A 26,751-nucleotide genomic window follows, 5' to 3' on the forward strand; every position below is an offset into this window, starting at 1 on the left:
ACCCCCACTCGTCATCGAATGGGGGAAACGATGAACCCGCCCGGCGGAAGGCCGCAGCGCCGCTTTTCTACGGCGCGCGCACAAACCACCTGAAGGGACGGCTCGAAATCCGTCTACCCGGCAGGTGCACGCTGCCGCTGAGCGGCATTAGAAGCCATCCCTTCCATTCGGCAGGAGGTGCGCGATCTCCGTCGCAAGTTGAGCTTGCGTGTAAGGTTTCGCGAGACGTGCGACGTCTACCACTTCGCTTCCTTCCAGTTCAGCGAACCCCGTCGCAAGCAAGATCGGAAGTCGAGGATATTGGCGGCGCACTTCTCGGGCCAATTCGATTCCTGTCATTCCTGGCATCGCGTGGTCGGTTATTAAAAGATCAGCAGCTAAGCCACTTTCAAGAAGCCGCAACGCCTCAATGGCGGAATGCGCTTCAATCACCTGATGTCCCAGGTCTTCCAGCAGATCGACAGTACTGCCGGCGATCAGAAGATCGTCGTCTACAAAAAGAATCTTCGCTGGCGCCGAGGCTTGGGTAACGATGTTCGGCGCGCGTCCGGAAGGCGGCGACGTTTCACTGGCAACGGGAAGCCAAAGTCTGGCGGTTGTCCCGCTTGAGGGGGTGCTTTCGAGCCGCAGGGCACCTCCGGATTGTTGCGCCAGGCCGAACACCATGGACAAACCCAAACCCGTGCCCTTGCCGACTCCCTTCGTTGAGAAGAAAGGTTCTACGGCCCGGGCCAGCGTTTGTGCGTCCATTCCTTCTCCAGTATCTCGCACCGAGAGCACCACGTATCGGCCTGGTTGGACACCAAGCTGATCGTCGATGTCGACAATTTGCTCGGACAGCCCGATCGTGAGGACGCCGCCAGTAATCATAGCGTCCCGGGCATTCACGGCGAGATTGAGCAGAGCCATTTCGAGCTGGTTCGGGTCGACGTCGACGACCGGCATATTGTCTTCGGCGTGAAGCTCGATCCGAACCATCGGACCCACCGAACGATCTATGAGGCCTATCATGTCTTCCACAAGACTTCGGACGTCTGTAGCTTGCGCCTTCAGTTCCTGCTTGCGCGCAAAAGCGAGTAGCCTTTGTGTTAGAGTGGCGCCACGGCGGGCGCCCTCCATGGCGCCATCCAGGAGCCTGTGAAGTCGAGCATCTTCACCTAGTTTTTTCGAAAGCAGGTCGAGGTTGCCGATGACAGCCATAAGCAGGTTATTGAAATCGTGCGCGACCCCGCCGACAAGTTGGCCCAACGCCTCGATTTTCTGTGCCTGCAGCAACGCTGCCTGGGCCCGCTCGCGACCCGCAATTTCTTCCCGGAGTTGACTGTTCGCCCGCTCAAGGTCAGCCGTTCTCTCCGCAACCAAACGCTCCAGTTCGGCAGAGGCGCCGCGCTGCGCCTCAAGGTACGCACGAGTTTGATACTGTCGTCTTCGAGCGCGCTCTGCGGAAAGTACCGTGGCCTGAAGCGTGATGGCCTGCAAGGGGCGCTCGAGAAAGCCCACGTTACGCAGGCGAATGACCAACTCCCGCCTGAACGCGGCAAACATGCCACCTTCATTGCGGTTGGTCAGTACGACAAAGGGTTGATCGGACCACGGTGGCTGACGGCCCACCCAGTCCTCCAGAACGCGGGCATTATTGCCGTAGAGCGCCTCCTCCGCCACAACCACGACTTCGATGACCCACTCGAGATTCTCTATCACTTCCTGAAGCGTGTTGCAGACCACGGGACGTAAGCCTGCCCTTTCGATCAACTTGGCAACAGTTGCCGCGTCCCGTCCAATGGGCATCAGGACCAAAACCACGCCTTTTGGCGTTTCAGGCCGGACCATCGGTGTCCCGAGGCATCAAAGGTGCCTCCTCCCCCTTGTACACCGGCGTACCGCCGAAAATGCCACTGAAACCCTTTAGCGGGGGTCCGACGGTGATGCCTTGGTGGCTCAGTTTGAATTCTCGGATCGTATGTTCGTGATTGCCGCTTCGCTTTTTCACGACGGACAGTGCGCGCCGCACGCTGCCATCAAACTCGAAATAACGCAGCATCAGCACGCCATCGGCGAGATAACTAATGTCCAGCGGCGTATCCATCGGTCCGACGAGGCCATGCTGAGCCAGCACGAGGATGGTCAGGGCGCCGCGATGACTGAGATAGCTCAGCAGCTCGTGCATCTGAAGAATCAAAAAGCGCTCATCCGGCATCGCATTGAGATAGCCATTGAGGCTGTCGATTATCACTACCCGCGCGTCAGCACGTTCTACGCTGCTCCGCACCGCGTCGGCAAACTCGCCTGGCGCCATTTCAGCAGGGTCGATTTGCTGAAAATCGATCAAGCCTTTATCGAGCCCGTCTTGAAGTGGAAGTCCCAAACGTCTTCGCTCGCGCACTCACAGTGCCGCGTCCTTCGTCGAAGGCAAAAATCACGGAGCGTTCGTTTCGGGCTGCGGCTGCGATCGCATAGGTAAGCGCCAGCGATGATTTTCCAACGCCCGCTGCACCGATGAGGAGCACATTCGTTCCGCGCTCAAGGCCACCGCCCAGAAGAGTGTCCAGTTCCGGATTGCCGCTCAAGACGACGTCGCTGTCGAATTCCTTATGATGTTCTGCTGCGACAAGTCGGGGGTAAACCATGAGACCACCATGCCGGATGGTGAAGTCGTGAAATCCCCCCTTGAATTCGATACCACGCATCTTCACGACACGAAGGCGTCGCCGCTGCGCGCCGTAATCGATTGCCAACTGTTCAAGAAGCACAACGCCATGGGCGATCGAATGCAATTGCAGATCGTTCTGCTGTGATGAAAGGTCATCAAGCAAAACCACAGTGGACTTGCGACCTGAAAAGAAGTGTTTCAACGCGAGGATCTGACGGCGGTATCTAAGGGGGCTTTGTGCCAGCAGGCGAAGCTCCGACAGGCTATCGAGTACAATTCGCGCCGGCGCCAGTGCCTCGACCCGGTCAAAGATCATCTGCGTGGTTTCGCTAAGCTCCATCTCGGCCGGATGCAGCACCGTGAGTTCCTGGCTCGGATCCAGCGTGGTCTCAGGCGGGATCAATTCAAAGATTGTAATGCCGTTGAGCGACCACCCATGACGCTTTGCGACCAGACGCAATTCTTGCTCAGTCTCCGATAGCGTGATGTAGAGGGTCGGTTCGCCGACGCGAACTCCTTCCAGCAAAAATTCCAGAGCGAGGGTTGTCTTGCCTGAACCGGGTTGGCCTTCAAACAGATACATTCTCTCGGGATCAAAGCCGCCTCCGAGAATGTCATCTAGACCAAAATTTCCGGTGGAAATCCTCGGGAGCTCACAGCCGTCGAGCAACCGCTTTTCCTCATCCATATCAACCCCCGTTTCGCCGCAGGCGGAGCCGCCTTTGATTTATGGAAACTTCTGCTCCCGGGCAGGGTTCCCCGGCCAAGCCGGAGCCTCGACGGCGATACTCACCACTTGCGATCCTGTGGTCTTAAGCATTGCTCGGCCGGCCACGGCGACAGGGGCACAATGCCACGGTGTACGGAACAATCCCGCATCCAAATACGTTGAACCTGTTTGGGAGCGCTCCACCCGTTGAAAACACTGCAAACAAAGCTCGACGGGGTCGCCGACGCGCGGCCGCTTCAACTGCTCATCGACTCCATCGTGGACTACGCCATCTACATGATCGATGTAGATGGCACCGTGCGCAGTTGGAACTCCGGTGCCGAGCGATTGAAGGGCTACTCAGCGGACGAGATCATCGGCAAGTCCTTCTCATTGTTTTATCCGCCCGAGGATCGCGCGAAAGAGCTTCCCCAAACAGCGTTGAAAATTGCGGCAGAGACCGGCCGGTTCAGTTCCGAAGGGTGGCGCGTCCGCAAAGACGGGACCCGCTTTTGGGCGTTAGTCGTCGTGGATGCGATCCGCGACGAGCAAGGTCAGGTGATCGGCTTTGCAAAGGTCACGCGCGACATCACAGAACGTCAGCAGGCCCACAACGATCTGCTGGAGAGCGAGCGACGATACCGTCGATTGATCGAGGCTGTTGTCGATTATGCGATTTTTCAGCTGGATCCTGCCGGCAATATAACCACCTGGAATCCGGGTGCACAGCGCATCAAAGGCTACGATCCGGATGAAATTATCGGTCAGCACTTCAGTCGCTTCTACACGCCTGAAGATATTCAAACTGGCGTACCGAAACGGGCGCTCGCCGAAGCGGCCAAATTGGGACGCTTCGAGGCTGAAGGTTGGCGAGTGCGAAAGGACAGCAGTCGCTTTTGGGCGTCAGTTGTCATCGATCGCATCACCGACGAGGCCGGCGAATTGGTTGGGTTTGCAAAAGTAACGCGTGACGTAACCGAGCGAAAGCAGGCCCAGGACGAACTCCAGCGCACTCAGCAGCAGTTAGCCGCCTCTCAGAAGCTCGAAGCGGTAGGCCAGCTCAGCGGCGGGATCGCGCACGACTTCAATAATCTCCTGATGATCGTGCTTGGCAACCTTGAGACCGCGGAGCGGAACAGCCGCGGCCTGACTAACAGCACGAATCTTCAGCGGGCACTCGCCAATGCCAAGCGGGGCGCGCAGCGTGCCGCAGCACTGACTAGCCGCCTGCTCGCATTCTCCCGTCGGCAAGCGCTGGATCCGCAGCCTATCAATCTGAATATTTTTCTGAATGGATTGCAGGAGTTTCTGCAACGTACCCTCGGTGAACGCATCGAAGTTCAAACCGTCGGAAGTGCGGGTCTCTGGTCGATCGAGGCTGATACCAACCACCTCGAGTCTGCCATTATCAATCTCGGTATCAACGCACGCGACGCGATGCCGGATGGCGGTAAACTCACGGTCGAGGCTATGAACGTATTAGCTGACGAGGACTATTGCCGAGTGAATCCTGAGCTCTCCCCGGGCCATTATGTCATCGTTTGCGTAACAGACACTGGGACCGGGATGACCGCGGACGTCCTCAATCATGCTTTCGAGCCTTTTTTTACCACGAAAGAGCTCGGGCAAGGGACAGGCCTCGGACTTAGCCAAGTCTATGGTTTCGTAAAGCAGTCGGGTGGGCACGTGAAGATCTACAGCGAAGTCGGCCAAGGTACCAGCATCAGAATGTATTTCCCCCGCTACCATGGAGATACTCGACCCGCCGAGGGTAATGCAGACGAGTTTCGCCCGGAAGGTGAGAAACTGGAGACGATACTCGTCGTCGAAGATGATACGGACCTGCGTGCATATGTTTCTGAGCTTCTGCGAGATTTAAATTATCGCGTGGTTGTGGCATCCAGCGCCCAGGCTGCCTTGACCATCCTTCTGCAGGAAGAGCCGAAGGTTGATCTTGTGCTGACGGATGTCGTCATGCCGGGAATCAATGGACGGGAGATGGGCCGGCGCGCACAGCAGATCCGCCCAGGCATCAAGATCCTGTACATGACAGGTTACTCGCGAAATGCCGTGGTCCACCAAGGGCGCCTTGATGAGGGCGTCGAGCTATTAGAGAAGCCGATCTCTCAGGCAAAACTCGCTTTTCGTGTGCGCGAAATGTTAGACCGGCTTGACCAATACTGAATTGAATTCGCGCCAGCGCAGGCCGTGATCCGGTACACAGGTCAATTCTATTCGCTCTTCTTGTTGGCCAAAGTGCTCCGCGTCGAGAATCTGACGGCGAACTACATGCTTATCGGCGCGACTATCATCACCGTGCCTCTGTATGTCGTGTTCGTCAGTCTTTCGGACAAGATCGGCCGCCGCAAGGCGTATGTCGCTGTGGCCCGAGTATGCGTGGCCGCACCCCAACTTTTTCGGCGCCCGCGGTCGACCTCAGTCGAAATGCGGAGGCGTACAAAATCGCGCCAATGACGGAGAGAGTGTCAGTCAATCCCAAATGAAAGATAAAGCATTTTTAAGTTTCTTGGGCGCCAAAACCCGCCATTCGAGCTACGGCCGAACACAACTGTCTGCGGCATGCTCGAGCATTTCTCTAAGACAGAGGCCGTTAGAATGACCTATGAAAAGAACGAGGGCCGATGGCCCTCGCAGTCTGGGAGAACAGACAAAAGCAGTATCCGGCAGCCGTCATGACATGGTCGGCATGACGAATTCGGCACCGGCCCGTATTCCGGTTGGCCAGCGGCTTGTCACTGTCTTCATTCGCGTGTTGAAGCGGACGCCTTCCGGTCCATGCATGTGATGATCGCCGAAGATCGACGCTTTCCATCCACCGAAGGAGTGGAAGGCCATCGGCACCGGAATCGGAACGTTGATGCCGACCATGCCGACCTTGATCTGGTGAGCAAATTCACGAGCAGCATCGCCGTCACGTGTGAAGATCGATGTCCCGTTGCCGAACTCGTGCTCATTGATCAGCCGCGCGGCCGTCGCATAATCCGGTGCTCGCACGACCGAGAGCACTGGCCCGAAGATCTCCTCCTTGTAGATCTTCATGCTCGGCTTGACGTGATCGAACAAAGTCCCGCCCAGGAAGAAGCCGTCTTCGTAGCCCTGCATTTTGAATTTGCGTCCGTCGACGAGCAACTTCGCGCCGTCCGCAACGCCCGCATCGATGTAGCTTCGGACCTTGTCCAGATGCTGCTTCGTGACGATAGGACCCATCTCGGCCTCGGGATCGGTACCCGGCCCGACCTTCAGGCCTCGAACCTTCGGCTCCAAGGCTGAGATCAGCTTGTCCGCGGTCCCCTCGCCGACCGGCACGGCAACAGAAATCGCCATGCAGCGTTCGCCGGCGGAGCCGTAAGCGGCACCCATCAGTGCATCAACCGCCTGATCCATGTCGGCATCGGGCATCACGATCATGTGGTTCTTGGCGCCGCCGAGAGCCTGACAGCGTTTTCCGGTATTCGCGGCGGTCGAATAGATGTACTGCGCAATGGGCGTGGACCCTACGAAGCTGACCGCCGAGACGTTCGGATGATGCAGTAGCGCGTCGACGGCTTCCTTATCACCCTGCACCACGTTGAAGACGCCATCCGGCAGGCCGGCTTCCTTCAGCCATTCCGCCATGATTAGCGAAGCGGATGGATCACGTTCCGACGGCTTCAGGATGAAGGTGTTTCCGCAGGGGGCTCCGCTTGAACTGTTCGAGCAGCCTCGTACGGGCTTTGTGGCCGGCTTCCTCGGGTCTCCGTCGATCAACCTCGTCCCGGCGACCTCAAGACAAGCGGCGGCTGCGCCGCAGTTGTGTTTCAGTCCGGCGGTGCGCTGACGCTTCCGAATGCAAGAGCCAAATTGCGGACAGGTGCGGATGGCCAAGAAGTTCTGGTGGGCATTCGACCCCAGCACTTCAGCCGGGCTGGCGGCGGACCTCCGCGCGACGGGGTGGTCTCCTATTCGGCCGTCGTCGACCTCATTCAGCCGACGGGGACCCGTACATTCACCACCATCAAGATCGGCGGCGTCGATGCGGTCGCGGAGTTGCAGGCTCATGACGTCAGCAGCCATGGCGAGCGGATCAACCTCGCCATCGACCTCAATCGCGTGGTGCTGATCGATCCGGCCAGCGGCCTGGTCATCTCGTAACGAGCGCCGGCAATCTGGAGAACGGGAGGAAAAAATGGCGTCGAGACTGTTTGCCACCGGAATTGGAGCTCCGGAGGGGCCGGTGTGCCTGCCCGATGGATCGATGCATGTGACCGAAATGTCCGCGTCGACCCTTTGCATCACACGGCTTGACTCTCGCGGCAATCGCAGGGTGATCCGGACGACTGGCGGGCGTCCGAACGGGTTGACGACTGATGGCCACGGCCGGATCTGGATCGCGGAAGCAGGCCTCCGGGCGCTGATCTGCATCGACGACGGCGGAAACGAGATCCGGCGCATGCAGGGCGAAGGTACGGACCGCTTTCTATTTCCGAACGATCTTTGCTTCGGCCCGAACGGACTGCTCTACCTGACCGACTCCGGCATGGCGGCCGAAGATTTCATCAACGGCCAGGCCTTCGTCGACGGCTATATGGACCTTGATTGGGACGGCCGTGTGTATGAGATCGATCCGGCGGCCATGAAGGTGCTACGCGTGCTCGATCGGAAGATCCGCTTCACCAACGGCATTGCTTTCGGCTCCGACAATCACCTCTATGCCAACGCGTCCTTCACCGGCGAGATCTACCGATATGACGTGCTCGGCGAAGCCTCGCCTAGACGCGAGGTCTTCGGCAACGTCCTGCAACCGAATGCCAATCCCGATTTCAAAGGTCCGGACGGGATGGCCTTCGGCACGGATGGCCGCCTCTATTGCACGGTCTACAACCAGAAGAACGTCAGGGTGCTGGACCGACGGGGTGAAGTCGTCGACCGGCTGATCCTGGATGGGCCGCAGCCGACGAATTGTGCCTTCACGCTCGAGGGCAAGAAGCTACGCGTGACTGAAGTCGGCAAGGGGCAAGTCGAAGAGATCGATATGCCCTGCGAGGGCCTGCCGCTGCATCTGCCGAAGTTCGCCTGACGAGGTGCCTCGCGGTTTTGTCCCGCAAGGCGTCCCGCAGATGCGTCAAAGGAAGCCGATCGATAGCCAGGGCACGGCCGCGACGATCAGCGTGCCGATCAAAAGCGCGATCATGTAGCCCACGATCGGCTTCATGCCCTCGTCCGGGTTGATGCGGCTGATGGCGCAAGCCGCGTAGTAGCCGACGCCGAACGGTGGCGCGAACAGGCCGATGCCCATCGCGAGAACGACCACCATCGCGTAGTGGACATCGTGCACCCCGACCTGCCGCGCGATCGGGAACAGGAGCGGGCCGAACAAGACGATGGCCGGGATCCCTTCCAGAACGCTGCCCAGGATCACGAAGGTCACGATCGTCACGGCAAGGAAGACAGGTACTCCGCCGGGAAGGCTGGTCATGAACTTTGCAAGAGAGGCAGAAAATCCCGACTGGGTCAGCGCCCAGGCCATGCCCGTCGCCGCGCCGATGATGAGCAGGATCGCCCCCGACAGCGAAGCCGTCTCGACCAGCATCGGATAGATGCGGCGCCAGTCGAACTGCCGATAGATGAAGAGTCCCGCACAGGCCGAGTACAGGATCCCGATGGTCGAGACCTCCGTTGCCGTCGCAACGCCTTCGACGACGGCGGTCCGGATCACGAATGGCAGCGCGATGGCCGGTATCGCGATCACAAAGGCGCGGCCAATCTGCCGCCCCGTCGCCCGTTTGACGTGAGACAGGTCCTCGCGGCGGTATCGCCACCACACCACGGCCGCGAGCATGATCGCGAGCACCACGCCCGGAAGCAACCCGCCGGTGAACAGCGCCGAGATCGACACACCGGTCACCGAGCCGATCGTGATCAGAACGAGTGACGGGGGAATCGTCTCGGTCTGCGCCCCCGTCGCGGCCAGGAGCGCAACGAGATCGCCGGGCTTGGCCCCACGCTGCCGCATCTCGGGAAACAGCACTGGAGCCACCGCAGCCATGTCCGCCGCCTTGGAGCCGGAGATGCCTGAGACCAGATACATCGCCCCGACCAGCACGTAGTGCAGTCCGCCACGCACGTGGCCCAAAAGGCTTGCCAGGAAGCTGACCATGGCGCGCGCCATGCCCGTCATCTCGATCAGAAGGCCGAGAAAGACGAAGAGAGGCACGGCAAGCAGGATCAAGTGGCTCATGCCCTCGTCCATTCGTCCGATCATCACGACGTCGGGCGTGCTGGTTGTCAGGGCGAGATAGCCGACCGTGGCGAGGCCAAATGCAAACGCGATCGGCACGGCCGCAAAGACCATCGCGCCGACCACGAAAACGAAGAAGATCAGAAGATTCAGATTGCCAAGTGCCTTCAAGACCGGCGCCAGCAGAATGAACGTTCCGATGATGCCTGCGACGATCGCCAGGGAGGCCAGCAAGCTGCGCAGGCTCGCGATGCGGATGAGCCGGAGGACGGCTGCGATCAGCATCAGCCCGATGCCGATCGGCAGCGCTGCCGCACGCCAGGTGTTGACGATCTCGAGCGCCGGAGTGGTGACGAAGGCCTCGTCGGCGGCGAATTCATAGGCCGGCCAAACGACGAGCACGAGAAATGCCAGCGACGCCGCGGCCGCTATGACATCCAGGAACGCGCGGAGCTCCGCACTGAGCACGCCGACGATGGCGGTCATCCGCATGTGCTCGCCGCGCTGGAACGCAATCACAGACCCGAGCATGGCGAGCCAGAGGAAGAGAATGCCGGCAAACTCGTCGGACCAGACGATCGGCGAGCGGAATACGTATCTGCCCACGATGCCCGCGGACAGCACCACGATCTCCGCCAGCACGAGCAAGGCCGCCGGGACTGCGACAGCGTGGCCAAGCACCATGTTCGCTGTCACCACCCATCGGCGCGAATTCGCTTGAGATCTGCCGGCCGCGAGCCCGGTATCCACATGCGGCGTATGGCTCACGCTGGTCATGATAGCTGGCCCGCGGCTTTTTCAAGGTGAGACCATGCCTCCTCGCCAAACTTGCCCTTCCAGTCGGCGTAAAAGCGGGTCTTAGACAGCGCCTGGCGGAAAGCGGCACGATCGACGTCGATGAACTTGAGACCTTTGGTCGACAGATCGGCGCGCAGGGACTGGCTGAGCTTTGCGATGTCTGCCCGCTGATCGACCGCGGAGCGATCGAGCTCGCGCGTCACGATCTCCTGCACATCCTTGGGCAGGCGCTCGAAGGCGCGCTTGTTGCCCAGAATCCAGTAGCCATCCCAGACGTGCCCGGTGAGGCTACACGTGCTCTGCACTTCGTAAAGACGCGCGGTCGCGATGATCGGCAACGGATTCTCCTGGCCGTCGACGACCTTGGTCTGCAACGCGGAATAGACCTCGTTGAAGTTGATCGGCGTCGGCCCGGCGCCGAGCGCCTTGAAGAGCGAGGTGAGCAGCGGCGCGGGCGGAACGCGGATCTGGAAATTCTTCAGATCATCCGGCGTCCGGACCTCGCGGCCCGACGAGGTCACCTGACGAAAGCCGTTGTCCCAGGCCTTCGAAACCGCCATGATTGGCGTCTTGGCGATTTGCGCCCGGATGTAAGTGCCGAGGTCGCCGTCCATCGCCTTCCATACGCTGTCGTAGTCGGCGAATGCGAAGCCGGTGTTCACAATGCCTGCGCTAGGTACGAGGGTGGCAAGAATCGAGGACGATTGGTTGAAGAACTCGACGCCGCCGCTGCGAACTTGGGTCAAAAGCTCGGTGTCGGAGCCGAGCTGGTTGGCCGGAAATAGCCTGATCTCCAGCCGACCGCTCGTCGCTTCGCGGATACGGTCGATCGCCTCTTGCGCCCGGATATTCACCGGATGCGTTGGGTCCTGTCCGGTCGCGAACTTGTAGACGAACTCGGCGGCAGACGCCGGGCGGGTGAGAATCCCGCAGAGAGGAACGGTGGTGGCGGCCATCAACAGCGAACGGCGACTGATGCTTCCGGGCTTCGATGCAGTCATGTTTTCCTCCTGGTCCTTCATTGACGTTGCTGCCCGTTGCATCAGCGCAGGCTGACGTGCAGCTTTCCGGGTTCTTCGCTTGCCGGCTCTCGACCACCGGCATTTGGGCAGGAGCAATCACTCGCCGCCGCAACATGCGACGGGCGTAGCTCCTCACCTGGGCTTGGCTAAGTTGGCGCTTAGCGCCGGTACACTAAAGCCACCGCTTGATCTGCCGTGCGACCTCTGCGGTGGAAATCCCGTAGCGGTCGTGCAGGGTCGGAAGTGCGCCGGCGTCAAGAAACTCGTCCGGCAATGCGATCTGGCGGAAGGGCGGATGGACGCCGGAACGCATCAGAAGCGCGGCAGCCGCCTCGCCGAGACCGCCAATCGTTGTGTGGTTTTCGGCAACGACGACCAGGCGGCCCGACTTGCCGGCTTCACGCAAGATCGTCTCGGTATCGAGCGGCTTGATGGTTGGAACATGCAGCACCGCAATATCGATGCTGTCGTCTTTCAAGGTCTGTACGGCTTCGAGCGCGCGCATGGTCATGATGCCGGATGAGATGACCAGGGCGTCCTTCCCGTCGCGGATCAGCTTGGCCTTGCCGAGCTCGAATTTGTAGTCGTACTCGTCCAGAACGACCGGCACCTGGCCGCGCAGCAGGCGGGTGTAGACTGGCCCCTGATGCGCCGCGATGGCAGGCACCAACTGCTCGATCTCGTGGGCATCGCAGGGATCGATGACCGTCATATTTGGCATGGCACGAAATAGCGCGAGATCCTCTGCGGCCTGGTGACTCGGGCCGTAGCCCGAGGTCAGGCCGGGCAAAGCACAAACGATCTTCACGTTGCGGTCTTCCTCCGCAATCGTCTGGTGAATGAAATCGTAAGCCCGCCGAGACGCGAACACCGCGTAAGTGGTCGCGAAAGGCATGAAGCCTTCGGCAGCGAGGCCGGAGGCGGCGCCGAACAGAAGCTGCTCGGCCATGCCCATCTGGTAATAGCGGTCCGGGAACTCCTTTGCGAAGATGTACATGTCGGTGTATTTGCCGAGATCGGCCGTCATGCCGACCACCTCAGGGCGGTGGCGCGCGAGTTCGACGAGCGCGTGTCCGAACGGCCCCGGTCTGGTCTTCTGCCCCTCGGCTGCGATCGATGCGATCATCGCTGAGGTGGTCAGGCGCGGCTTGCCCGGCTGCGGTGCTGATCTGACGGTCTTCATGCCTGCCTCCCGGCTTCCAGCGCGGCAAGCGCGAGCTGCCATTCGTGCGGCTCGACGCGGATGAAATGGCTCTTCTCGCGCTGCTCGAGGAAGGGAACACCCTTCCCCATCAGCGTGTCGGCGACGATGATCCGCGGCTTGAGTTCGGGATGGGACTTGGCCGCGTCGAAGGCGGCGACCACGGCATTGAGATCGTTGCCGTTGACGCGCTGCACGAACCAGCCGAAGGCCTGAAGCTTCTCGACCAGCGGCTCGAACGCCATGACCTGCGTGGAAGGACCGTCCGCCTGCTGATTGTTGACGTCGACGATGCCGATCAGATTGTCGAGCTTGTAGTGGCCTGCCGACTGGATCGCCTCCCAGACCGAGCCTTCGTCAAGCTCGCCATCGGAAAATAAGGTGTATACCCGCGCTCCGGATTTCTTGCGTTTGAGTCCCAGGCCCATGCCGACGGCGATGCTGAGTCCGAGCCCGAGCGAGCCGCCCGACATTTCCATTCCCGGTGTGTAGGAGGCCATGCCCGACATCGGCAGGCGGCTCTCGTCGCTGCCATAGGTTTCGAGTTCTTCCTCGGGGACGATCCCCGCCTCGATCAAGGCCGCGTAGAGCGCGATGGCATAATGCCCGTTGGAGAGCAGAAAGCGGTCTCGCTCCTCCCAGGACGGATCTTCGGGTCTGTAGCGCATCGCATGGAAATAGGCGACGGCGAGAACGTCAGAGATGTCGAGCGCCTGTGCGATATAGCCTTGGCCCTGAACTTCGCCCATGCGCAGGGCATTGCGGCGAATATTGTGGGCGCGGTCCGTCAGCTTGGGCGTGTTCGTAAGCGCGTTGGTCGAGGTTTCCATCGATCTGACCCTTGTCTCGCTGGCTCAGTGGATGAGCATGCCGCCGTTCACGTCGATCACGGCGCCGGTTACGTAGGCGGAGAGATCCGAGGCCAGGAAGGTGTAGATACCGGCGACGTCTTCGGCCGTACCGAGACGATTGAGCGGAATGCCTTCCAGGATCTTCGCCCTCATCTCGTCGGTCAGCTTGCCCGCGGTGATATCGGTGCCGATCAGGCCGGGCGTGACGCAATTGACGCGAATGCCGTCCGGGCCGAACTCTCGGGCCATCGCCTTGGCGAGACCAAGTACGCCGGCCTTCGCGGCCGAATAGTGCGGGCCGCCAAAAATTCCACCACCGCGCTGGGCCGAGACCGACGACATGCATGCAATCGATCCGGCTTTCCGTCCGCGCATATGCGGGATCACCGCCTGGGAGAGAAACAGGATGCCCTTGAGATTGACGTCCTGAATGCGATCCCAATCGGCTGCCGAGATCTCCAGGAACTTCACCGGCTGGGTGATGCCGGCATTGTTGATCAAAACATCGGTGCCGCCAAAGGATTCGATCACGCGGGCGACCGCCTGTTCGCAGGACGATTTGTCGGCGACGTCGCACCCTAGTCCGATATGGGAATTTCCGAGCGATGCCGCAGCATCCGTCGCAGCGCCGGCGTCAATATCCAGAATGGCGACCCGAGCGCCCTCGGCGGCGAACCGCCGGGCGGTGGCAAGCCCGATCCCGCGCGGCGAGGCCGCGCCCGAAATGATGGCCGTCTTACCGCTGAGCAGCATCAGTTCCTCCCGCAAATTGTTCTTCCTTGGCGCTTAGGAATGACCCGCCGACCGCCAACGGACAAACGCGCAGTTGTCACGGATCGATGAATCTGGTTCACTTATGGGATGCTGTCGAATATCCCCATATCGGCAATTCGTGCCTTTGAAGCGGCTGCCCGCACCGGATCGTTTCGCGATGCGGCGAATGAGCTTCACCTGACACCGAGTGCCGTTAGTCATGCCATCCGCAAGCTGGAGGGCACCCTTCGGACCGCTTTGTTCGAGCGCAGCGCACGATCCGTGCGACTTACGCCGGCCGGCGAGAACCTGATGCGTCACACGGGAGCGGCATTCGATCAGCTCCGCCGTGGCCTAGAGGAAGTTGCCGCGCGCGGACCACAATTGGTGCGCGTCCATTCCGCGCCCAGCTTTGCTGCGCAATGGCTGGCACCACGGCTTGCACAGTTTCTCGCTGCTTACCCGAAGCTCGAGGTTCGGCTGGCTGCAAGCACGGACTATGCGCGCTTCAGCAACGATGATTTCGATATCGACATCGTCTACGGTCCGCCACGCGCGGAGGGCGTCGAAATTGTCCCTCTGCCGGAGGAGACGGTCACGCCGCTCTGCTCGCCCTCGCTCGCAAAATCGATCAGGAAGCCTGCCGATCTCCTCGATCAGACGCTCATCCGCTCCGACGTGAAGCGGGTGCAGTGGCATCAATGGTTCACCGCGAATGGGTTAGAAGCACCTGCGCTTCACGGCATGAGATTCGACCGAAGCTTTCTTGCGATCGCGACGGCTGCAGAGGGATTGGGCGTGGCCTTGGAATCAACGCTTCTGGCCGAACGCGAACTGGCGTGCGGGCGCTTGGTCGCTCCATTGGCCGGACGCGCCAACGATATCCGCTACGTCGGTCACCGCTTGATCTACCCGCGCGCAAGCCGACAAAGATCGTCGGTACGAGCTTTTGCGGATTGGGTGGTGGCCCAACTCGGCGGCGGAGATGTTCGCTCCTCGCAGTGAGACCTCATCGAGATATTCCTGAAGCTGATGCGGAAATCCACCGCGTTTTGAGGATCTGCCCTTCATAGGAACCCCTCCGACCGCGTGCACGTTGCCGTATCGCTTCAGGACCCCCTGCCTTGGAGCGCCCCAACAGCGGCCTCCGCGTTGCCCCCGCGGGGGTCGTTTTATCGCGAGGCACAATGGACGAGGGTTGGAGAGTAGTGTTCGCGATTAGCGCCACTGCCGTGGTCGCCGGGGGCGCGCCTTCTTTGCCATCCGGTTTATCATCGGTCTGCACCTTTAAGGTCGCCCCTTACCCGTATTTTTCCCTAGGTCCAAAGTCTCACATCCACACACCAGTGGAGAAAGTGTCATCGGGGCACTACGGCTTGCGCTCCCGCATCGGTTGCAGTTGGATAGAGGAGCGAATTTACAAGAGACGTTTTTGAGGGGGAACAATATGAGGGCAGCAACGCTCGTTGCCGGGCTTTTTTTGGCAATCGGAATAATTGGACCGGCCGATGCTCGCGGAGGAGGTCACGGGGGCCGTGTCAGCTATGGCGGCGGACACCACACCTCAAGCCACGGCGGCAGCTTTTCAGGCGGCTCGGGATCGTTGCACCGCGGCGGGACCTATGTGAATTCAAACACCGGGAACCGTTACGGCACCCACCAATAAGAGGAAGCGCAATGGCGAAGTCGACCCGGAATAGCGGCAAGCAGTCGACGTCAGGCGAAGTGAGCCAACTCAAACAACTTGTGAAGGGCAACACACCGACGCGAGTGATCGGCCTGAAGTTGGGCCGAACCGAAAACGCGATCTACAACAAAGCATCTGAGGAAGGAATCTCACTGGCTCCGACGAACCAAAGCCCCTACGGCACGAAGAAGTAGGTACGGAGATCATGCTGAGACATTGGCCTGCGGCGCTTTGCATGGCCCTCGTGGGTTCGGCTTATGGTCAGGCGCCTGCTCCGGCCGCGCCCAAAGCCGCTCCTGAGCCGTCGGCCTATTGTCGATCTTCTGCGCAAATACTCTTTCAGGGTGGAGCTTCGGACGGCGACATCGCCGCCGTCGCGAAGATCTGCCGCCGTGGCGATGTCATCGCCATCAGCACCAGCGCACAAGGTTCAGTATTCTAGGTCGGTCGCCTATGTGACTTTACGAAGTCAGTAGTCGTGATGGGTCCACAGACGCTTTGCGTCCTAGGAGCCGAACGAAGCGTGAGGTGACCAATCCGTGATCGTGATCATGCCCTGCGCGGCGAAATCCAGCTACTGGTTGCTCGCTCGACTGTCACGTCACCGCGACATGTGACATCTACCGCAAAAGCTTCTTTAGCGCAGCGTCGCTCGCTAATCTTGAACTTAAGCGTCGAGCCGCTCCCTGTTGGTTCTCGCCAAGCGTATCTTTGATGATTTCCGTCGCTCGGGTCATCACCTCTTTTCGGACGGATGGGACGGCGCGGATCATCGCCGCAATTTCAGCCTCTGACATACTCTTATTGGGATCCAACTGACGGAGTTCGGCGAACCTTGATTCAACCGCTTTGATTTTTGAGTCATCGAACCACAGAGCAACGCTCTTCTGAGAGTCCGCAATTTTTTGTCGCTTTGTCAGCATCCATATCCTGCGTTCCGACGGGCGAATACATTTGGCCAACTAGGGTCCAGACTCAATTGAGCCAATATGCGACGAGAGCGGCGAGATGAACAGCGGCCAAAAAATTACGGGCGAGCTTGTCATATCGCGTGGCGATGCGCCGGAAGTCCTTGAGCCTGCAAAAGCAGCGTTCGATGACATTTCGTCCTTTGTAGGCGCGTTTGTTGAAGCGATGGATGACGACACGGTTAGATTTATTGGGGATTACGGGCTTGGCGCCACGACGAATGATTGCGCCGCGAAGCTTGTCGCCATCATACCCTTTGTCGGCGAGGAGCACGCTCATGGGTGGCGCGAGCGCCAGGACATCGGGAGCCGCAGCGATATCGGCATCCTGGCCTGGAGTCAGATGCAGGACGACCGGCCGGCAGAGCGGATCGCTCAGCGCATGGATTTTTGTCGTGCGGCCTCCGCGCGAGCGGCCGATTGCTTGATTGTGCTCCCCCCTTTTCCGCCGGAGGCACACCGGTGAGCTTTAATCGAGGTCGAGTCGAGCGACAGTACGACGCCGTCTTCGCCAGGCTTGGCCAGCGCTTCGAAGATTGCGCACCATCGTCCTCGCTTGGCCCAGCGATTGAAGCGATTGTAGATCGTCGTGTAAGGGCCGTATTCACGTGGACAATCACGCCATCGTGCACCCGATTGCAGCATGTGAATGATGCCGCTGACGATGCGTCGGTCGTCGTCCCGATCCGGCCCCGTCAGTCCCCTCGGCAGATGCGGTTCGATACGCGCCCATTGCCTGTCGTTCAGCCAAAACAAACCAGCGCGCATTCTCTCGCCCCCGAATCAACACGTAGGCAAGAGAATCACGTGGCGCTATTTAGGTACAGACCCTAGCCAACCAAGTTTTGCCTGAAACGTGTCTGTCAATTGCAAGATCTTCGCCGCAACGCAGGTTGCTAGGTGGAGATCGGCCTTCACAGCGATGGAAAGTTTGAGAAACGCTATGCAGTCTACCTGAGATCTGTGCCCTCGGAATCCAGAAAGAAATAGCCAGGCTCGTTGTAATTCAAAAGCCGGCCCATAAACTCCGAGATCTTATTTCTCGCCCGAAGTCCAACGATAGGGAGATCGGATTTCACAGCAGGAGCCTGGAATTGACCGACCTGTCGTTCTACGACCAATTCGAGACTGCGCACCGGTGCAATGGCAATGTACGGTGCCTTGCATCCGCCCGCTGGCCCGCGAGGTACTAGGTCGCAACTTTGCGTTAGCACGATGAAGAATAAGTTCTTCGGATGGTGGAAAAAATGAGGATGAACTGCCTCCAGTAGAGCATCCAGCTCTAGTACCCGGAATCAGAGCTGAGTGATACGGCGGCCTTTGAAACGGCGTTGACGGACCTTTTTCTTGGTCCAGACGAAGGGCTCGGCTCTGTCGTTGTATGCGTTGACGTAGGCATCGATGTGTTCCTGAAGCTGCTTGAGGCTCGTGAAGGAGGTGCCGCTGAGCGACTGCCCCTGCAAGATGGAAAACCATACTTCGACCTGATTGAGCCATGGCGCACTTGTCGGCGTGAAATGAAATTGCACGTTGGGGTGGGCCTTGAGCCAGTCCTCGTTCTTTTTATGGGTGTTGAGGTTGTCGAGGATGACGTGAAGCTTGCGGTTCGGAAAAGCCGCGGTGACGCTGTTCATGAAATCGAGAAACTCGACGCGGCGCCGGCGTTTTGAATGGGTCGCGATGATCTTTCCGGTGGCGACTTCGAGCGCCGCAAACAATGTTGTGGTGCCATGCCGCTTGTAATCGTGGCTTTGGCCGGTCAAGGCGCGGCCATTGGGCAACTTCAGATAACCCTGCGCTCGCTCCAAAGCCTGGATCGAGGGCTTCTCGTCCACGCACAGCACAATGGCCTTCGCCGGCGGCGCGACATAGAGGCCGACAACATCGGCGGCTTTGGCCGTAAAGTTCGGGTCGTTGCTCTCGCACCAGGACTTGCGAGCCACCAGGTCAATCTTGTGGCTGCGCAGGAACCGCCAGACATATTGGACATCGACATCGCCCAGCGCCTCGGCCAGAAGGGGGCCGGTCCAGCGCGCAAACCCTTGCGGTGGCGGCTTATCCAGCAGCTTCAGAATCCGCTTGTCGGTCGTCTTCGTATAGATCGGCTGCTTGCCAGGCCGCGGCTTGTCTTGCAGCCCTTCAAGGCCATGGTCGGCATAGCGATGCCGCCAAAGGCTGACAATCCGCGGCTGGACCCCAACTTCCTTGGCGATCGACCGGGTGCTGCGCCCATCCGCCGCCAACAGAACTATCCGCGCCCGCTTCAAATCGCGCTGCAACGTCACCGGTGAGCGACAGCACGCCTCAAGCACCTTGCGATCTTTCCTCGAAAGGTGGACTTCTCTTGCTTCGGGTATCATCCCGACCTTGAATCACGACTCACGTTCCAAGAAAAGTGGGTACTAGCGTCCTTCGCAGAACGTCCCCTTGCATCAACTCCGTGCTCGAGAACGCCGTTGTCTCATATGCAAAGTGCATGGGCCAAGCATGAGCGCGGATCAGGATGCAGTTTTGGATGCGAACGTATCCGAAGGTGAGACTCGCCCCTCCAGTTCATCATTCAGCCGGCGGATCGCTTGTCGCGTCGACACATTGGCCGGCTCGATTGAGACGGTAATTTTTGTGAAGGCCCCAGACTTGCTAATCTGCGTTCGGTAACTACTGCGGCACTCGGTTCGGCATGAAACGATGTTGCATCTCTGCCCTTGGTGTTAACGACTGCGTCGACAGCACGCCATTCCTGTCTGGTCACCGATGTCGATGAAATTCTGATGTTTTTCGAACTCATTGCATTGCCCCGTAAATGTTTGTCAAAAGATTGCACGCCATCTCAAAACTGCTTTGCATTCGGTAACGTACAGAGTCTTTCGCACTTTCAGGATTGACGGCTTCCTCTAGAATGAAGGAGCTTTGAATGAACGATGGGAATGCCATGGGTCAGGTGATCCAAATTGATGAGGCCCGGATTCGAGATCACCTGGGCGAGATGGTCCGCGGGACGGTGGAAGAGACACTGAACGCCATGCTGGAGGCCGAAGCGGACCAGCTGTGCGGTGCTGGGCGTTATGAGCGCAGCCCGGCCCGGCAGGACACGCGGGCAGGCAGCTACGAGCGAACGCTGCAGACCAAGGCGGGCGACGTCAATCTGAAGGTTCCGAAGCTACGTCGGCAAACCTTCGAGACGGCGATTATCGAGCGCTACTGGAGGCGGGAGAGCTCGGTCGAGGAGGCGCTGATCGAGATGTATCTGGCCGGGATTTCGGTTCGGCGGGTCGAAGACATCACGGAGGCGCTGTGGGGCACCCGGGTCAGCCCGAGCACAGTGTCGAACCTGAACAAGAAGATCTATACCAAGATCGAGGCGCGGCGGAATCGCAGGATCGAAGGCGAGCATCCGTATCTCTACCTCGACGGCATCGTGATGAAGCGCAGCTGGGCTGGTGAGGTTCGCAACGTGTCGCTGCTAGTGGCCTCGGCGGTCAATGCTGAGGGGTTCCGGGAGATCCTCGGCATCTGTGAGGGCGCCAAGGAGGACAAATCCGGCTGGTCCTCGTTTCTGCGGCATCTCGTCGATCGCGGTCTCGGGGGCGTGCAGTTGGTGGTTTCCGATGCGTGCCGAGGTCTTGTCGAAAGCGTTGCGGATTATCTGCCGGAGGCCCGCTATCAACGCTGCATGGTGCATTTTTATCGCAATGTCTTCAGCCACGTGCCGTCGACCCGGGTCCACGAGGTGAGCCACATGCTCAAGGCCATTCATGCCCAGGAGAGCCGCGCCGCGGCCGACGAGAAAGCCAGGACCGTCATCGCGGATCTGCGGGCAAGCCGTATGGCCAAAGCTGCTGATCTCGTCGAGCAGGCGGTTCACGAGACGCTCGCCTACTATGCCTTTCCTGACATCCATTGGCGGAAGATTCGAACGAACAATCCGCTCGAGCGCATCATGAAGGAGATCCGGCGACGAACCCGTGTCGTCGGCGCCTTCCCCGACGGTCAATCCTGTCTCAATTTGGCGGCGGCCCGGCTGCGGCACATTGCCGGAACGGCGTGGTCGACCAAATGCTACATGAACATGCGACCGCTCTATCAGCCACAACTCTCTGAAACCGGAGCCGTCGCCTGATCAAAAGTGCGAAAGATTCTGGACAGTACCGCCAAATCCCGAGACGAAGAAGAAAGATGTGGTTTGGTTCGCGCTCGAGGAGAGCCGGCCGCTGTTCTGCTTCGGCGGCATCTGGACCGAGTTCAGAGGCGACCGCGGCACCAAGTCGAAGCCGATCCCCGGCCCCACCTTGTCTACGGCTTCCTGACGACGTCACCCAATGCGGTCGTCGAGCCGATCCATCCGAAAGCAATGCCCGTGATCCTGACCACCGAGGAGGAGCGCGACATCTGGATGCACACTCCCTGGGATGAGGCAAAGGCGCTGCAGCGCCCGCTGCCCAACGACGCCCTGAGGATCGTCATGCGCGGCGCAGACAAGGAAGACAAGATCGCTGCGTAGGCTGCATTTGCACGGGCACCAGTTGAATGTACTTTTTGCCGGAGCGCTCGCGGGAATGCGACTGAGACGCTGACGTCCCGTCTAGGTCGCATGTGTGTCTGCTCGGGTACGCGGCCCAGAGCGTCCGCGATCTGAATGCGGCTCTTCTCTCCCCGAATCCTGAAACGCCTTCAAGATGGAGTTCATGTCGTATTGGCGGACGACCTGGATGCAATTCATCAGGTCGAGTTCAAGCTCGCCGTAATTCAGCAGGGTGCGGCCGATTATCGCCATCTCTTTCGGGAAGATATTGTGAATGGGAAACATGTGGTCTGCCTGAGTTAGCTCTTTCAATTACCCACATCTCATACCTAGCTAATTACCCTGAAGCTGGAAGGCCAGAGGGGGCGAAAGCGCTTCTGAGAGCAGAACAGGATAAGCACATCCGTGCATACCTGCGGCAGTGCCTGCATTAGCCTTTGAGGTGCTCAAATGATCTGCGACGCAAAGTGGCACGGATCGGTTCGTCGATATATCGCTTAACAAGAAAGCTAAAAGCGATTGCAACTAGAGTCATGCTTGGTACCGCTAGCGCTGCATGGATCTGCGCAACCCAACCTGCCGAAGTTCCGCCGAACAATAGCATGAGTGGAACGTAGTGGGTCATATAAAGCGGATATGAAAGATCTCCGATAAACTCGCTAAAACGGTTGATCGACGGACTCCCGATTGCATTAGCGCCCAGCCAAACAAGGAGCGGATATACGATTGTGACGATCAGGAAATCGTAGGGCTTCCAAAGGAAGGGCCAAAAAAAGGTCGCAAGCATGATAAGCGGAAGGTAATATGCTGCCCCTGGCAACAGCGGTTGCCTGCCAATACGGCAAGCAACAACGCCCGCGATAAATGAAAAACCTACCCGTACAAAGCCAATCCAGAAGGTTCTGCGGTCGAAACCGCCGTTTAGGCTTCCGAAATCGTAGCACGTGTATGCCGTTGCAACCGCGGCGAAGGCGAGCATCGCTAGCAACCATCGAAGCGATAGTTGGCGCAGACAAAGAGCAAACGTTAGGCTCGCCACATACTCGCAAAGCAATGACCAGGCGGGAGCGACAAAAGGAAAAATAGGAAAGCTGGGATCGTGGACAAATAAGTGCGGCAACAGAAGTACGCTGCAGGTGAGGAGAATAAAAAACTCCGTGACACTAAAATTGAATAACGCGGCAGCCATAGGCGCATAGAATCGTCCGATTACAACCACAACGAAGCCCAACAAGGAGCCAATTACGACGAGCGGATGCAGTCGTATCAGACGCCTTTTAATAAGTTCTGTGGGTGACAATTCTACGCGAGAAGGGTCGTAGGCAAATGCCATTACATACCCTGACAAGCAAAAGAAAAAATCTACAGCGAGATAACCGTGAGGAATCCGGTTCTGAGGACCGAACTGAAAGGGTTCATAAAAATGTAAAACGGCGACACAGATGGCAGCAATTCCCCGCATGCCGTCAAGAATGCTCAGTCGCGCGACCTCTTTGGCAGCCAGCGACCCGGGGTCTTCGGGAAAGGCGTTGGGGGGCGGTAAATTCGGGGAGGCGCAGCTGGATTTGAGCATCGCGTTCGACATGTAGGATTCTGCAATTCTATTAACGCATCTGTCGCATTTCTTTACATATACATGCATATACATGCATATACATGCATATACCGTGTGCCGCTACACGGTCTGAGCACCGTCAACTGCTAGCCCGGCCTATTCGTCAGAGGGCGGCTTTTGGGCCCGATTGATGCGGCCGCACATCTTGTCTGGCGAGGCGCACAGGATTGCCTTCGGCTTTTCACCGCCTGACGACCCGTACTTTGCAACGCGCTTGAGGGATGGGGTGGGTGAACGGGGGGCGGACGCCCCGCCGGTCAAGGACCGAGCGGCAGCAGCGCGCCTGGCAAACGGCGGATCAGGTCGGCTCGGGACATGCCGCGGCAAACGCAAGGCGAATGCGGCTCGTGGTCTCGACCACACGGGCAGCGATTTTCAAGAGACGAAGACGCAGCGTCGCGAACTCGGCAGCGGCCAATTCCCGGACTTTGGGAATCGCCTCGCGCACGGTCAGCATCAGCCAATAAGCGGCCGTATGGAGCGCGAGACGGACCTGGTTGGCGAGCGCCGAACGGCAGCTGGTGCGGTCGGAGGCGAGCTGCGTCATATGCAGCTTGATCAGATTCTCGGCTCGGCCGCGCGCGCATTGTAAGCGGCAAAGAGATCTTTCAATTACCCACACTTGACGTCGGATTTGAGCGGGGCGCCGCGGCCGAAATCTTGAATCAGTAGAATCTGTTGTGATTCGTTGTTGAGCACCTGATTCGGAAGTGCGGGGTGCTCGATGGGCTTGGTGAAGGAACGCGCGGTGGCGCGTGCTCAGCGATTGACGACCGGTATCGAGACGTGGGTTGATCGGGAAGTTGCGGGATGCGAGTTTAAGGATGAGCGGCTTGGTCGCCGGTTCTGCAAATTGCTCGCACAAATCGGGAGCGACATGGGTCAAAGCATCCCGTTGGTTTGTCAGGATTGGGCCAACACGAAGGCCGCCTATCGATTCTTCTCCAACGAGCGGGTCGACGAGGCGGATATTCTTGGCGGTCATTTCGAGGCGACGCGCGAGCGCGTAGCGGCGAGGGAGGGACCGATCCTCGTCCTCCATGACACGACGGAATTCAGCCTCAAGCGCGAGAAGCCGGATCTGATCGGCTTTACGGGCAAGACGGCAGGACGCACGCAGTGCGGCATCCTGATGCATTCGAGTCTCGCCGTGACGACCGAGGGGCTTCCGCTAGGACTGTCGGCAATCAAGTTCTGGACCCGCAAGAAGTTCAAGGGGACGACGGCGCTGAAGCGAAGGATCAATCCGACACACGGGTGCCGATCGAGCAGAAGGAGAGCATCCGCTGGCTCGAGAATTTACGGCAATCGACCGACCTTCTTGCTGCCCCTGGACGATGCGTTCATATTGGTGATCGCGAGAGCGACATCTATGAGCTGTTTTGCCTGGCCGAGGAGGTTGGAACGCATTTCCTGGTGCGAACCTGTGTTGATCGGCTTGCCGGGGACGGCAATCATACAATTGCCGACGAAATGGACGAGGTTACGATCAAGGGTCTGCATCGGATCAAGGTCAAGGACGACAAAGGCGATCCCGACGACGCCGTTCTTGAGATCAGGTATCGCAAGATACGCGTCCTGCCGCCGATCGGCAAACAGACGAAATATCCCGCACTCACTCTGACCGTGATCCATGCTCAAGAGCGGGGAAGGCCGAAGCGGCGAAAGAAAATCGAGTGGAAGCTCCTCACCGATCTCCCGGTCCAATCGCGCACGGACGCCATCGAGAAGATCGAATGGTACGCGTTGAGGTGGAAGATCGAAGTCTTCCATAAGATCCTCAAATCGGGCTGCAAAGCAGAGGACTCAAAATTGCGAACTGCTGAGCGTCTGGTCAATCTGATCGCGGTCTTCTGCATTGTGAGTTGGCGCGTGTTCTGGATGACGATGCTCAATCGCTCCTCGCCGAATGCCATACCGCAAACGGCGCTGACGGATCCCGAAATCAAGCTTCTTGATCATTTGGTGAAAGACCGGGGTGGTAATTGCTCTCGACGAAGCACGCTCTCGTACTATGTCGTCAAGATCGCGCGGCTCGGAGGATACTTGGCCCGAGCCAACGATCCGCCTCCAGGAAGTACCGTGATCTGGCGCGGACTCTCGCGGCTGAACGACATCGAACTTGGAGCCGCAATCGAGGCAACAACTATGGGTAATTGAAAGGAGTTAGCTTGCTAATGGTCTACGGCTTGAAATGGATAATCGAGCGAAGGAACTCGGGCATCTCAGGGCGCGTGGGACACGCATACTCAGTCGGTGGGGCGCCATCCTTGAAACCCAAGCCATAGCGGAAGGCGATGACGAGGTGTGCGGCATAATTCGTTAGTTCTTCAGTGCTGAATACCTGGGCTTTGGTCAGAGATCGCTTTTTCGAGCGAAGGTGAAAGACGAAGTCGTCGCCTTCATACTCCCCAGCGATAGAGTGAACGACGTTATTTCTGACGTAGTGGATGCCTTTTAGTATTGGCCTTAGTTCATCGAAAGCCTTCTGCGCTGGGGCCGGTAATTCGGAAAGCTTCGACAGCTGGTGAATCTTTTCCGCCCGCTGGTCTGCACTCAGGGTGAAAACGACTATTACTGCTTCATCATCGGTGAGGCGAAGAATGACTTTCAGGCAATTTCCCAGGATGTGCTCGATGTGGGACCAGCGCAAAGCCAGGACGCCGAGCTTGGCGTACTCAGCATCCGTGAGGGCTGGCTCAAAATTATAGGGTGTGGGGATCATGACGTCGCCCTGTTAAGACGCGGCCTTAGCCGCAAATTCGCTTTCTGGTCCATGCATGATCAGCGTTGCGCCTCTGCAAACCATCGCCCAGTTCTCGGTGCTGGAAAAGCCTGGTGCAGAAATCTTTATGGTCGCGTCGAATCTGGCGGGCGCTGGCGCGTTCTGAACGTGAACGATTCCGGCCGCAGGTTGACGGTCACCAAAGCCTCATCTGCTGGCGCGCCCCGTTATGGCGGTACAGCCCAAGCGCCAAGCGGCTTGGTTGCTGCGCGTATGAAATCGATCTACGACGGTCATTCCTCGAAAGGCCTCGATGTGAATGAGGCAACAGCAGCTATGATCAAGGAAGGGCGCAAAGCCTACCGCGACTACCATCTCGATAGGCACCGCTTTCTGCAATACGGTCAGGACGTCATTGTATTTCCTTGGTCAGGTGCACGCCTCGCTCAGACAATGGTGCTGGCTTTACGTCGAGAGGGCGCAAAGGCTTCGATCGAAAACTTTGCCGTCTTTGTCGAAAAAACATCTGCGGCCGACCTTAAGGACCTCCTGGTCGCAATCAAGGAACAAGGCCTACCTGAAACGGACGAGCTGGCGCGCGAGGCACGCCAACTTCAATCTGACCGCTTCGATCGATATCTAATTCCCTACCATCAGCGCCTGGCATTTAGCCGGCGCTTTCTTGTACGAGAGGGCTTTGCCGAGCTGATCGATGACCTGCTTGCTGCGGATGCCGTAACGGTGGGCTAGCCTCAGAGTTTGTGAACGAGTGCTGCACCGGAGCTTGACCCAACTATCCGATCCACCCCCGCGAAAACTGAGGCGCACGTCTGCTGGGCGGATGATCTTCGCCCGAGTCGGGGCGACGCAACGGCGATCAGTTGTTAATCCACGGCATCACGAGGCAGATTTGATTAGAATCATATTGGTAGCGGCTCCGCTTGTGATCACCGCGCCTGCGAATGCCGTTTACTTCACTTACTTCCGATGGGAGTCGTTACCTGCGCAGATC

Annotated in this window: 21 protein-coding genes and 4 pseudogenes; 10 read left to right on the forward strand and 15 right to left on the reverse strand. The window is 58.8% G+C overall.

The genetic code is table 11. The features are described 5' to 3' along the window. Window positions 1-147: 147 nt before the first annotated feature. Complete coding sequence (locus ACVJ19_RS42665) at window positions 148-1,830, reverse strand: ATP-binding protein (RefSeq protein WP_453955048.1); 1,683 nt, start codon at window positions 1,828-1,830, stop codon at window positions 148-150. Beyond that, window positions 1,817-3,338 (reverse strand): annotated as a pseudogene (locus ACVJ19_RS42670) (ATPase domain-containing protein). Before ACVJ19_RS42670 ends, ACVJ19_RS42665 begins: the two are co-directional and overlap by 14 nt. Window positions 3,339-3,548: 210 nt before the next feature. Between ACVJ19_RS42670 and ACVJ19_RS42675 the strand changes: the two are divergent. Then, window positions 3,549-5,543 carry a PAS domain S-box protein gene (locus ACVJ19_RS42675; protein ID WP_453955049.1) on the forward strand — a complete coding sequence of 665 codons (1,995 nt, stop codon included), beginning with the start codon at window positions 3,549-3,551 and terminating at the stop codon, window positions 5,541-5,543. A gap of 507 nt (window positions 5,544-6,050) precedes the next feature. Here ACVJ19_RS42675 and mmsA read toward each other — a convergent pair. Next, entirely contained in the window at window positions 6,051-7,244 is a 1,194-nt protein-coding gene (gene mmsA, locus ACVJ19_RS42680) for a CoA-acylating methylmalonate-semialdehyde dehydrogenase (protein WP_340671431.1), read from the reverse strand. Here mmsA and ACVJ19_RS42685 point away from each other — a divergent pair. Continuing rightward, window positions 7,173-7,511 (forward strand): P-loop NTPase family protein, encoded by a 339-nt coding sequence (locus tag ACVJ19_RS42685; RefSeq protein ID WP_340671433.1) that lies wholly within the window; start codon window positions 7,173-7,175, stop codon window positions 7,509-7,511. The genes mmsA and ACVJ19_RS42685 overlap by 72 nt on opposite strands. A gap of 34 nt (window positions 7,512-7,545) precedes the next feature. Next, the gene (locus tag ACVJ19_RS42690; protein ID WP_340671435.1) at window positions 7,546-8,436 is read left to right on the forward strand and encodes an SMP-30/gluconolactonase/LRE family protein; all 891 of its coding nucleotides are present in this window, start codon (window positions 7,546-7,548) and stop codon (window positions 8,434-8,436) included. A 45-nt stretch (window positions 8,437-8,481) separates the two neighbouring features. Here ACVJ19_RS42690 and ACVJ19_RS42695 read toward each other — a convergent pair whose 3' ends face one another. From ACVJ19_RS42695 to ACVJ19_RS42715, 5 genes are all read right to left on the reverse strand, one after another. Then, window positions 8,482-10,374 carry a TRAP transporter large permease gene (locus ACVJ19_RS42695; RefSeq protein WP_018646980.1) on the reverse strand — a complete coding sequence of 631 codons (1,893 nt, stop codon included), beginning with the start codon at window positions 10,372-10,374 and terminating at the stop codon, window positions 8,482-8,484. Further along, a complete protein-coding gene (locus tag ACVJ19_RS42700) occupies window positions 10,371-11,396 on the reverse strand; it encodes a TRAP transporter substrate-binding protein (RefSeq protein ID WP_453955050.1) in 1,026 nt (341 codons plus the stop codon). Before ACVJ19_RS42700 ends, ACVJ19_RS42695 begins: the two co-directional genes overlap by 4 nt. Window positions 11,397-11,589: 193 nt before the next feature. Further along, window positions 11,590-12,600 carry a transketolase family protein gene (locus ACVJ19_RS42705; RefSeq protein WP_014497715.1) on the reverse strand — a complete coding sequence of 337 codons (1,011 nt, stop codon included), beginning with the start codon at window positions 12,598-12,600 and terminating at the stop codon, window positions 11,590-11,592. Further along, complete coding sequence (locus tag ACVJ19_RS42710) at window positions 12,597-13,448, reverse strand: transketolase (protein WP_011084958.1); 852 nt, start codon at window positions 13,446-13,448, stop codon at window positions 12,597-12,599. Before ACVJ19_RS42710 ends, ACVJ19_RS42705 begins: the two co-directional genes overlap by 4 nt. Window positions 13,449-13,472: 24 nt before the next feature. After that, window positions 13,473-14,222, reverse strand: coding sequence for an SDR family NAD(P)-dependent oxidoreductase (locus tag ACVJ19_RS42715; protein ID WP_011084957.1), 750 nt, complete (start codon window positions 14,220-14,222; stop codon window positions 13,473-13,475). Window positions 14,223-14,330: 108 nt separating this feature from the next. On the opposite strand from ACVJ19_RS42715, the gene ACVJ19_RS42720 reads away from it, so the two are divergent. Further along, window positions 14,331-15,227, forward strand: coding sequence for a LysR substrate-binding domain-containing protein (locus ACVJ19_RS42720; RefSeq protein WP_011084956.1), 897 nt, complete (start codon window positions 14,331-14,333; stop codon window positions 15,225-15,227). 672 nt (window positions 15,228-15,899) lie between these two features. After that, window positions 15,900-16,103 carry a hypothetical protein gene (locus ACVJ19_RS42725; RefSeq protein ID WP_014497717.1) on the forward strand — a complete coding sequence of 68 codons (204 nt, stop codon included), beginning with the start codon at window positions 15,900-15,902 and terminating at the stop codon, window positions 16,101-16,103. A 426-nt stretch (window positions 16,104-16,529) separates the two neighbouring features. Here ACVJ19_RS42725 and ACVJ19_RS42730 read toward each other — a convergent pair whose 3' ends face one another. The 3 genes from ACVJ19_RS42730 to ACVJ19_RS42740 form a co-directional block, all read right to left on the reverse strand. Next, on the reverse strand, window positions 16,530-16,832 hold the full coding sequence (locus ACVJ19_RS42730) for a hypothetical protein (protein WP_014497718.1): 303 nt from the start codon (window positions 16,830-16,832) through the stop codon (window positions 16,530-16,532). A 52-nt stretch (window positions 16,833-16,884) separates the two neighbouring features. Next, window positions 16,885-17,645 (reverse strand): IS5-like element ISBj2 family transposase gene (locus ACVJ19_RS42735; RefSeq protein ID WP_110115815.1). Its coding sequence is split into 2 segments (ribosomal slippage): window positions 16,885-17,306 and window positions 17,306-17,645, totalling 762 coding nucleotides; the frame shifts between segments, so codons are not numbered across the junction. Between the two features lie 527 nt (window positions 17,646-18,172). Further along, entirely contained in the window at window positions 18,173-19,237 is a 1,065-nt protein-coding gene (locus tag ACVJ19_RS42740; RefSeq protein ID WP_039228620.1) for an IS630-like element ISRj1 family transposase, read from the reverse strand. Window positions 19,238-19,809: 572 nt separating this feature from the next. Here ACVJ19_RS42740 and ACVJ19_RS42745 point away from each other — a divergent pair. Both ACVJ19_RS42745 and ACVJ19_RS42750 read left to right on the forward strand, forming a co-directional pair. Next, on the forward strand, window positions 19,810-20,997 hold the full coding sequence (locus ACVJ19_RS42745; protein ID WP_453955321.1) for an IS256 family transposase: 1,188 nt from the start codon (window positions 19,810-19,812) through the stop codon (window positions 20,995-20,997). Window positions 20,998-21,028: 31 nt separating this feature from the next. Beyond that, a pseudogene (locus ACVJ19_RS42750) lies at window positions 21,029-21,378 on the forward strand (SOS response-associated peptidase family protein); the annotation flags it as partial. An 81-nt stretch (window positions 21,379-21,459) separates the two neighbouring features. Here ACVJ19_RS42750 and ACVJ19_RS42755 read toward each other — a convergent pair. The 3 genes and pseudogenes from ACVJ19_RS42755 to ACVJ19_RS42765 form a co-directional block, all read right to left on the reverse strand. After that, window positions 21,460-21,684, reverse strand: coding sequence for a hypothetical protein (locus ACVJ19_RS42755; protein ID WP_018647460.1), 225 nt, complete (start codon window positions 21,682-21,684; stop codon window positions 21,460-21,462). Between the two features lie 145 nt (window positions 21,685-21,829). Further along, window positions 21,830-22,984: an acyltransferase family protein gene (locus ACVJ19_RS42760; RefSeq protein WP_231088510.1), complete on the reverse strand. Its 1,155-nt coding sequence runs from the start codon at window positions 22,982-22,984 to the stop codon at window positions 21,830-21,832. A 287-nt stretch (window positions 22,985-23,271) separates the two neighbouring features. Next, window positions 23,272-23,606, reverse strand: a pseudogene (locus tag ACVJ19_RS42765) (transposase); the annotation flags it as partial. Between the two features lie 132 nt (window positions 23,607-23,738). Between ACVJ19_RS42765 and ACVJ19_RS42770 the strand changes: the two are divergent. Next, window positions 23,739-23,912, forward strand: a pseudogene (locus ACVJ19_RS42770) (IS4/Tn5 family transposase DNA-binding protein); the annotation flags it as partial. Between the two features lie 221 nt (window positions 23,913-24,133). Continuing rightward, complete coding sequence (locus ACVJ19_RS42775) at window positions 24,134-25,174, forward strand: IS4 family transposase (protein WP_224516920.1); 1,041 nt, start codon at window positions 24,134-24,136, stop codon at window positions 25,172-25,174. Window positions 25,175-25,196: 22 nt separating this feature from the next. On the opposite strand, the gene ACVJ19_RS42780 is transcribed toward ACVJ19_RS42775, so the two are convergent. Continuing rightward, the gene (locus tag ACVJ19_RS42780; protein ID WP_018647455.1) at window positions 25,197-25,739 is read right to left on the reverse strand and encodes a hypothetical protein; all 543 of its coding nucleotides are present in this window, start codon (window positions 25,737-25,739) and stop codon (window positions 25,197-25,199) included. A 168-nt stretch (window positions 25,740-25,907) separates the two neighbouring features. Here ACVJ19_RS42780 and ACVJ19_RS42785 point away from each other — a divergent pair, with 168 nt between their 5' ends. Continuing rightward, window positions 25,908-26,489 carry a hypothetical protein gene (locus tag ACVJ19_RS42785; protein WP_131234259.1) on the forward strand — a complete coding sequence of 194 codons (582 nt, stop codon included), beginning with the start codon at window positions 25,908-25,910 and terminating at the stop codon, window positions 26,487-26,489. Window positions 26,490-26,751: the final 262 nt, after the last annotated feature.

The sequence above is a fragment of the Bradyrhizobium sp. USDA 376 genome (assembly GCF_054063675.1).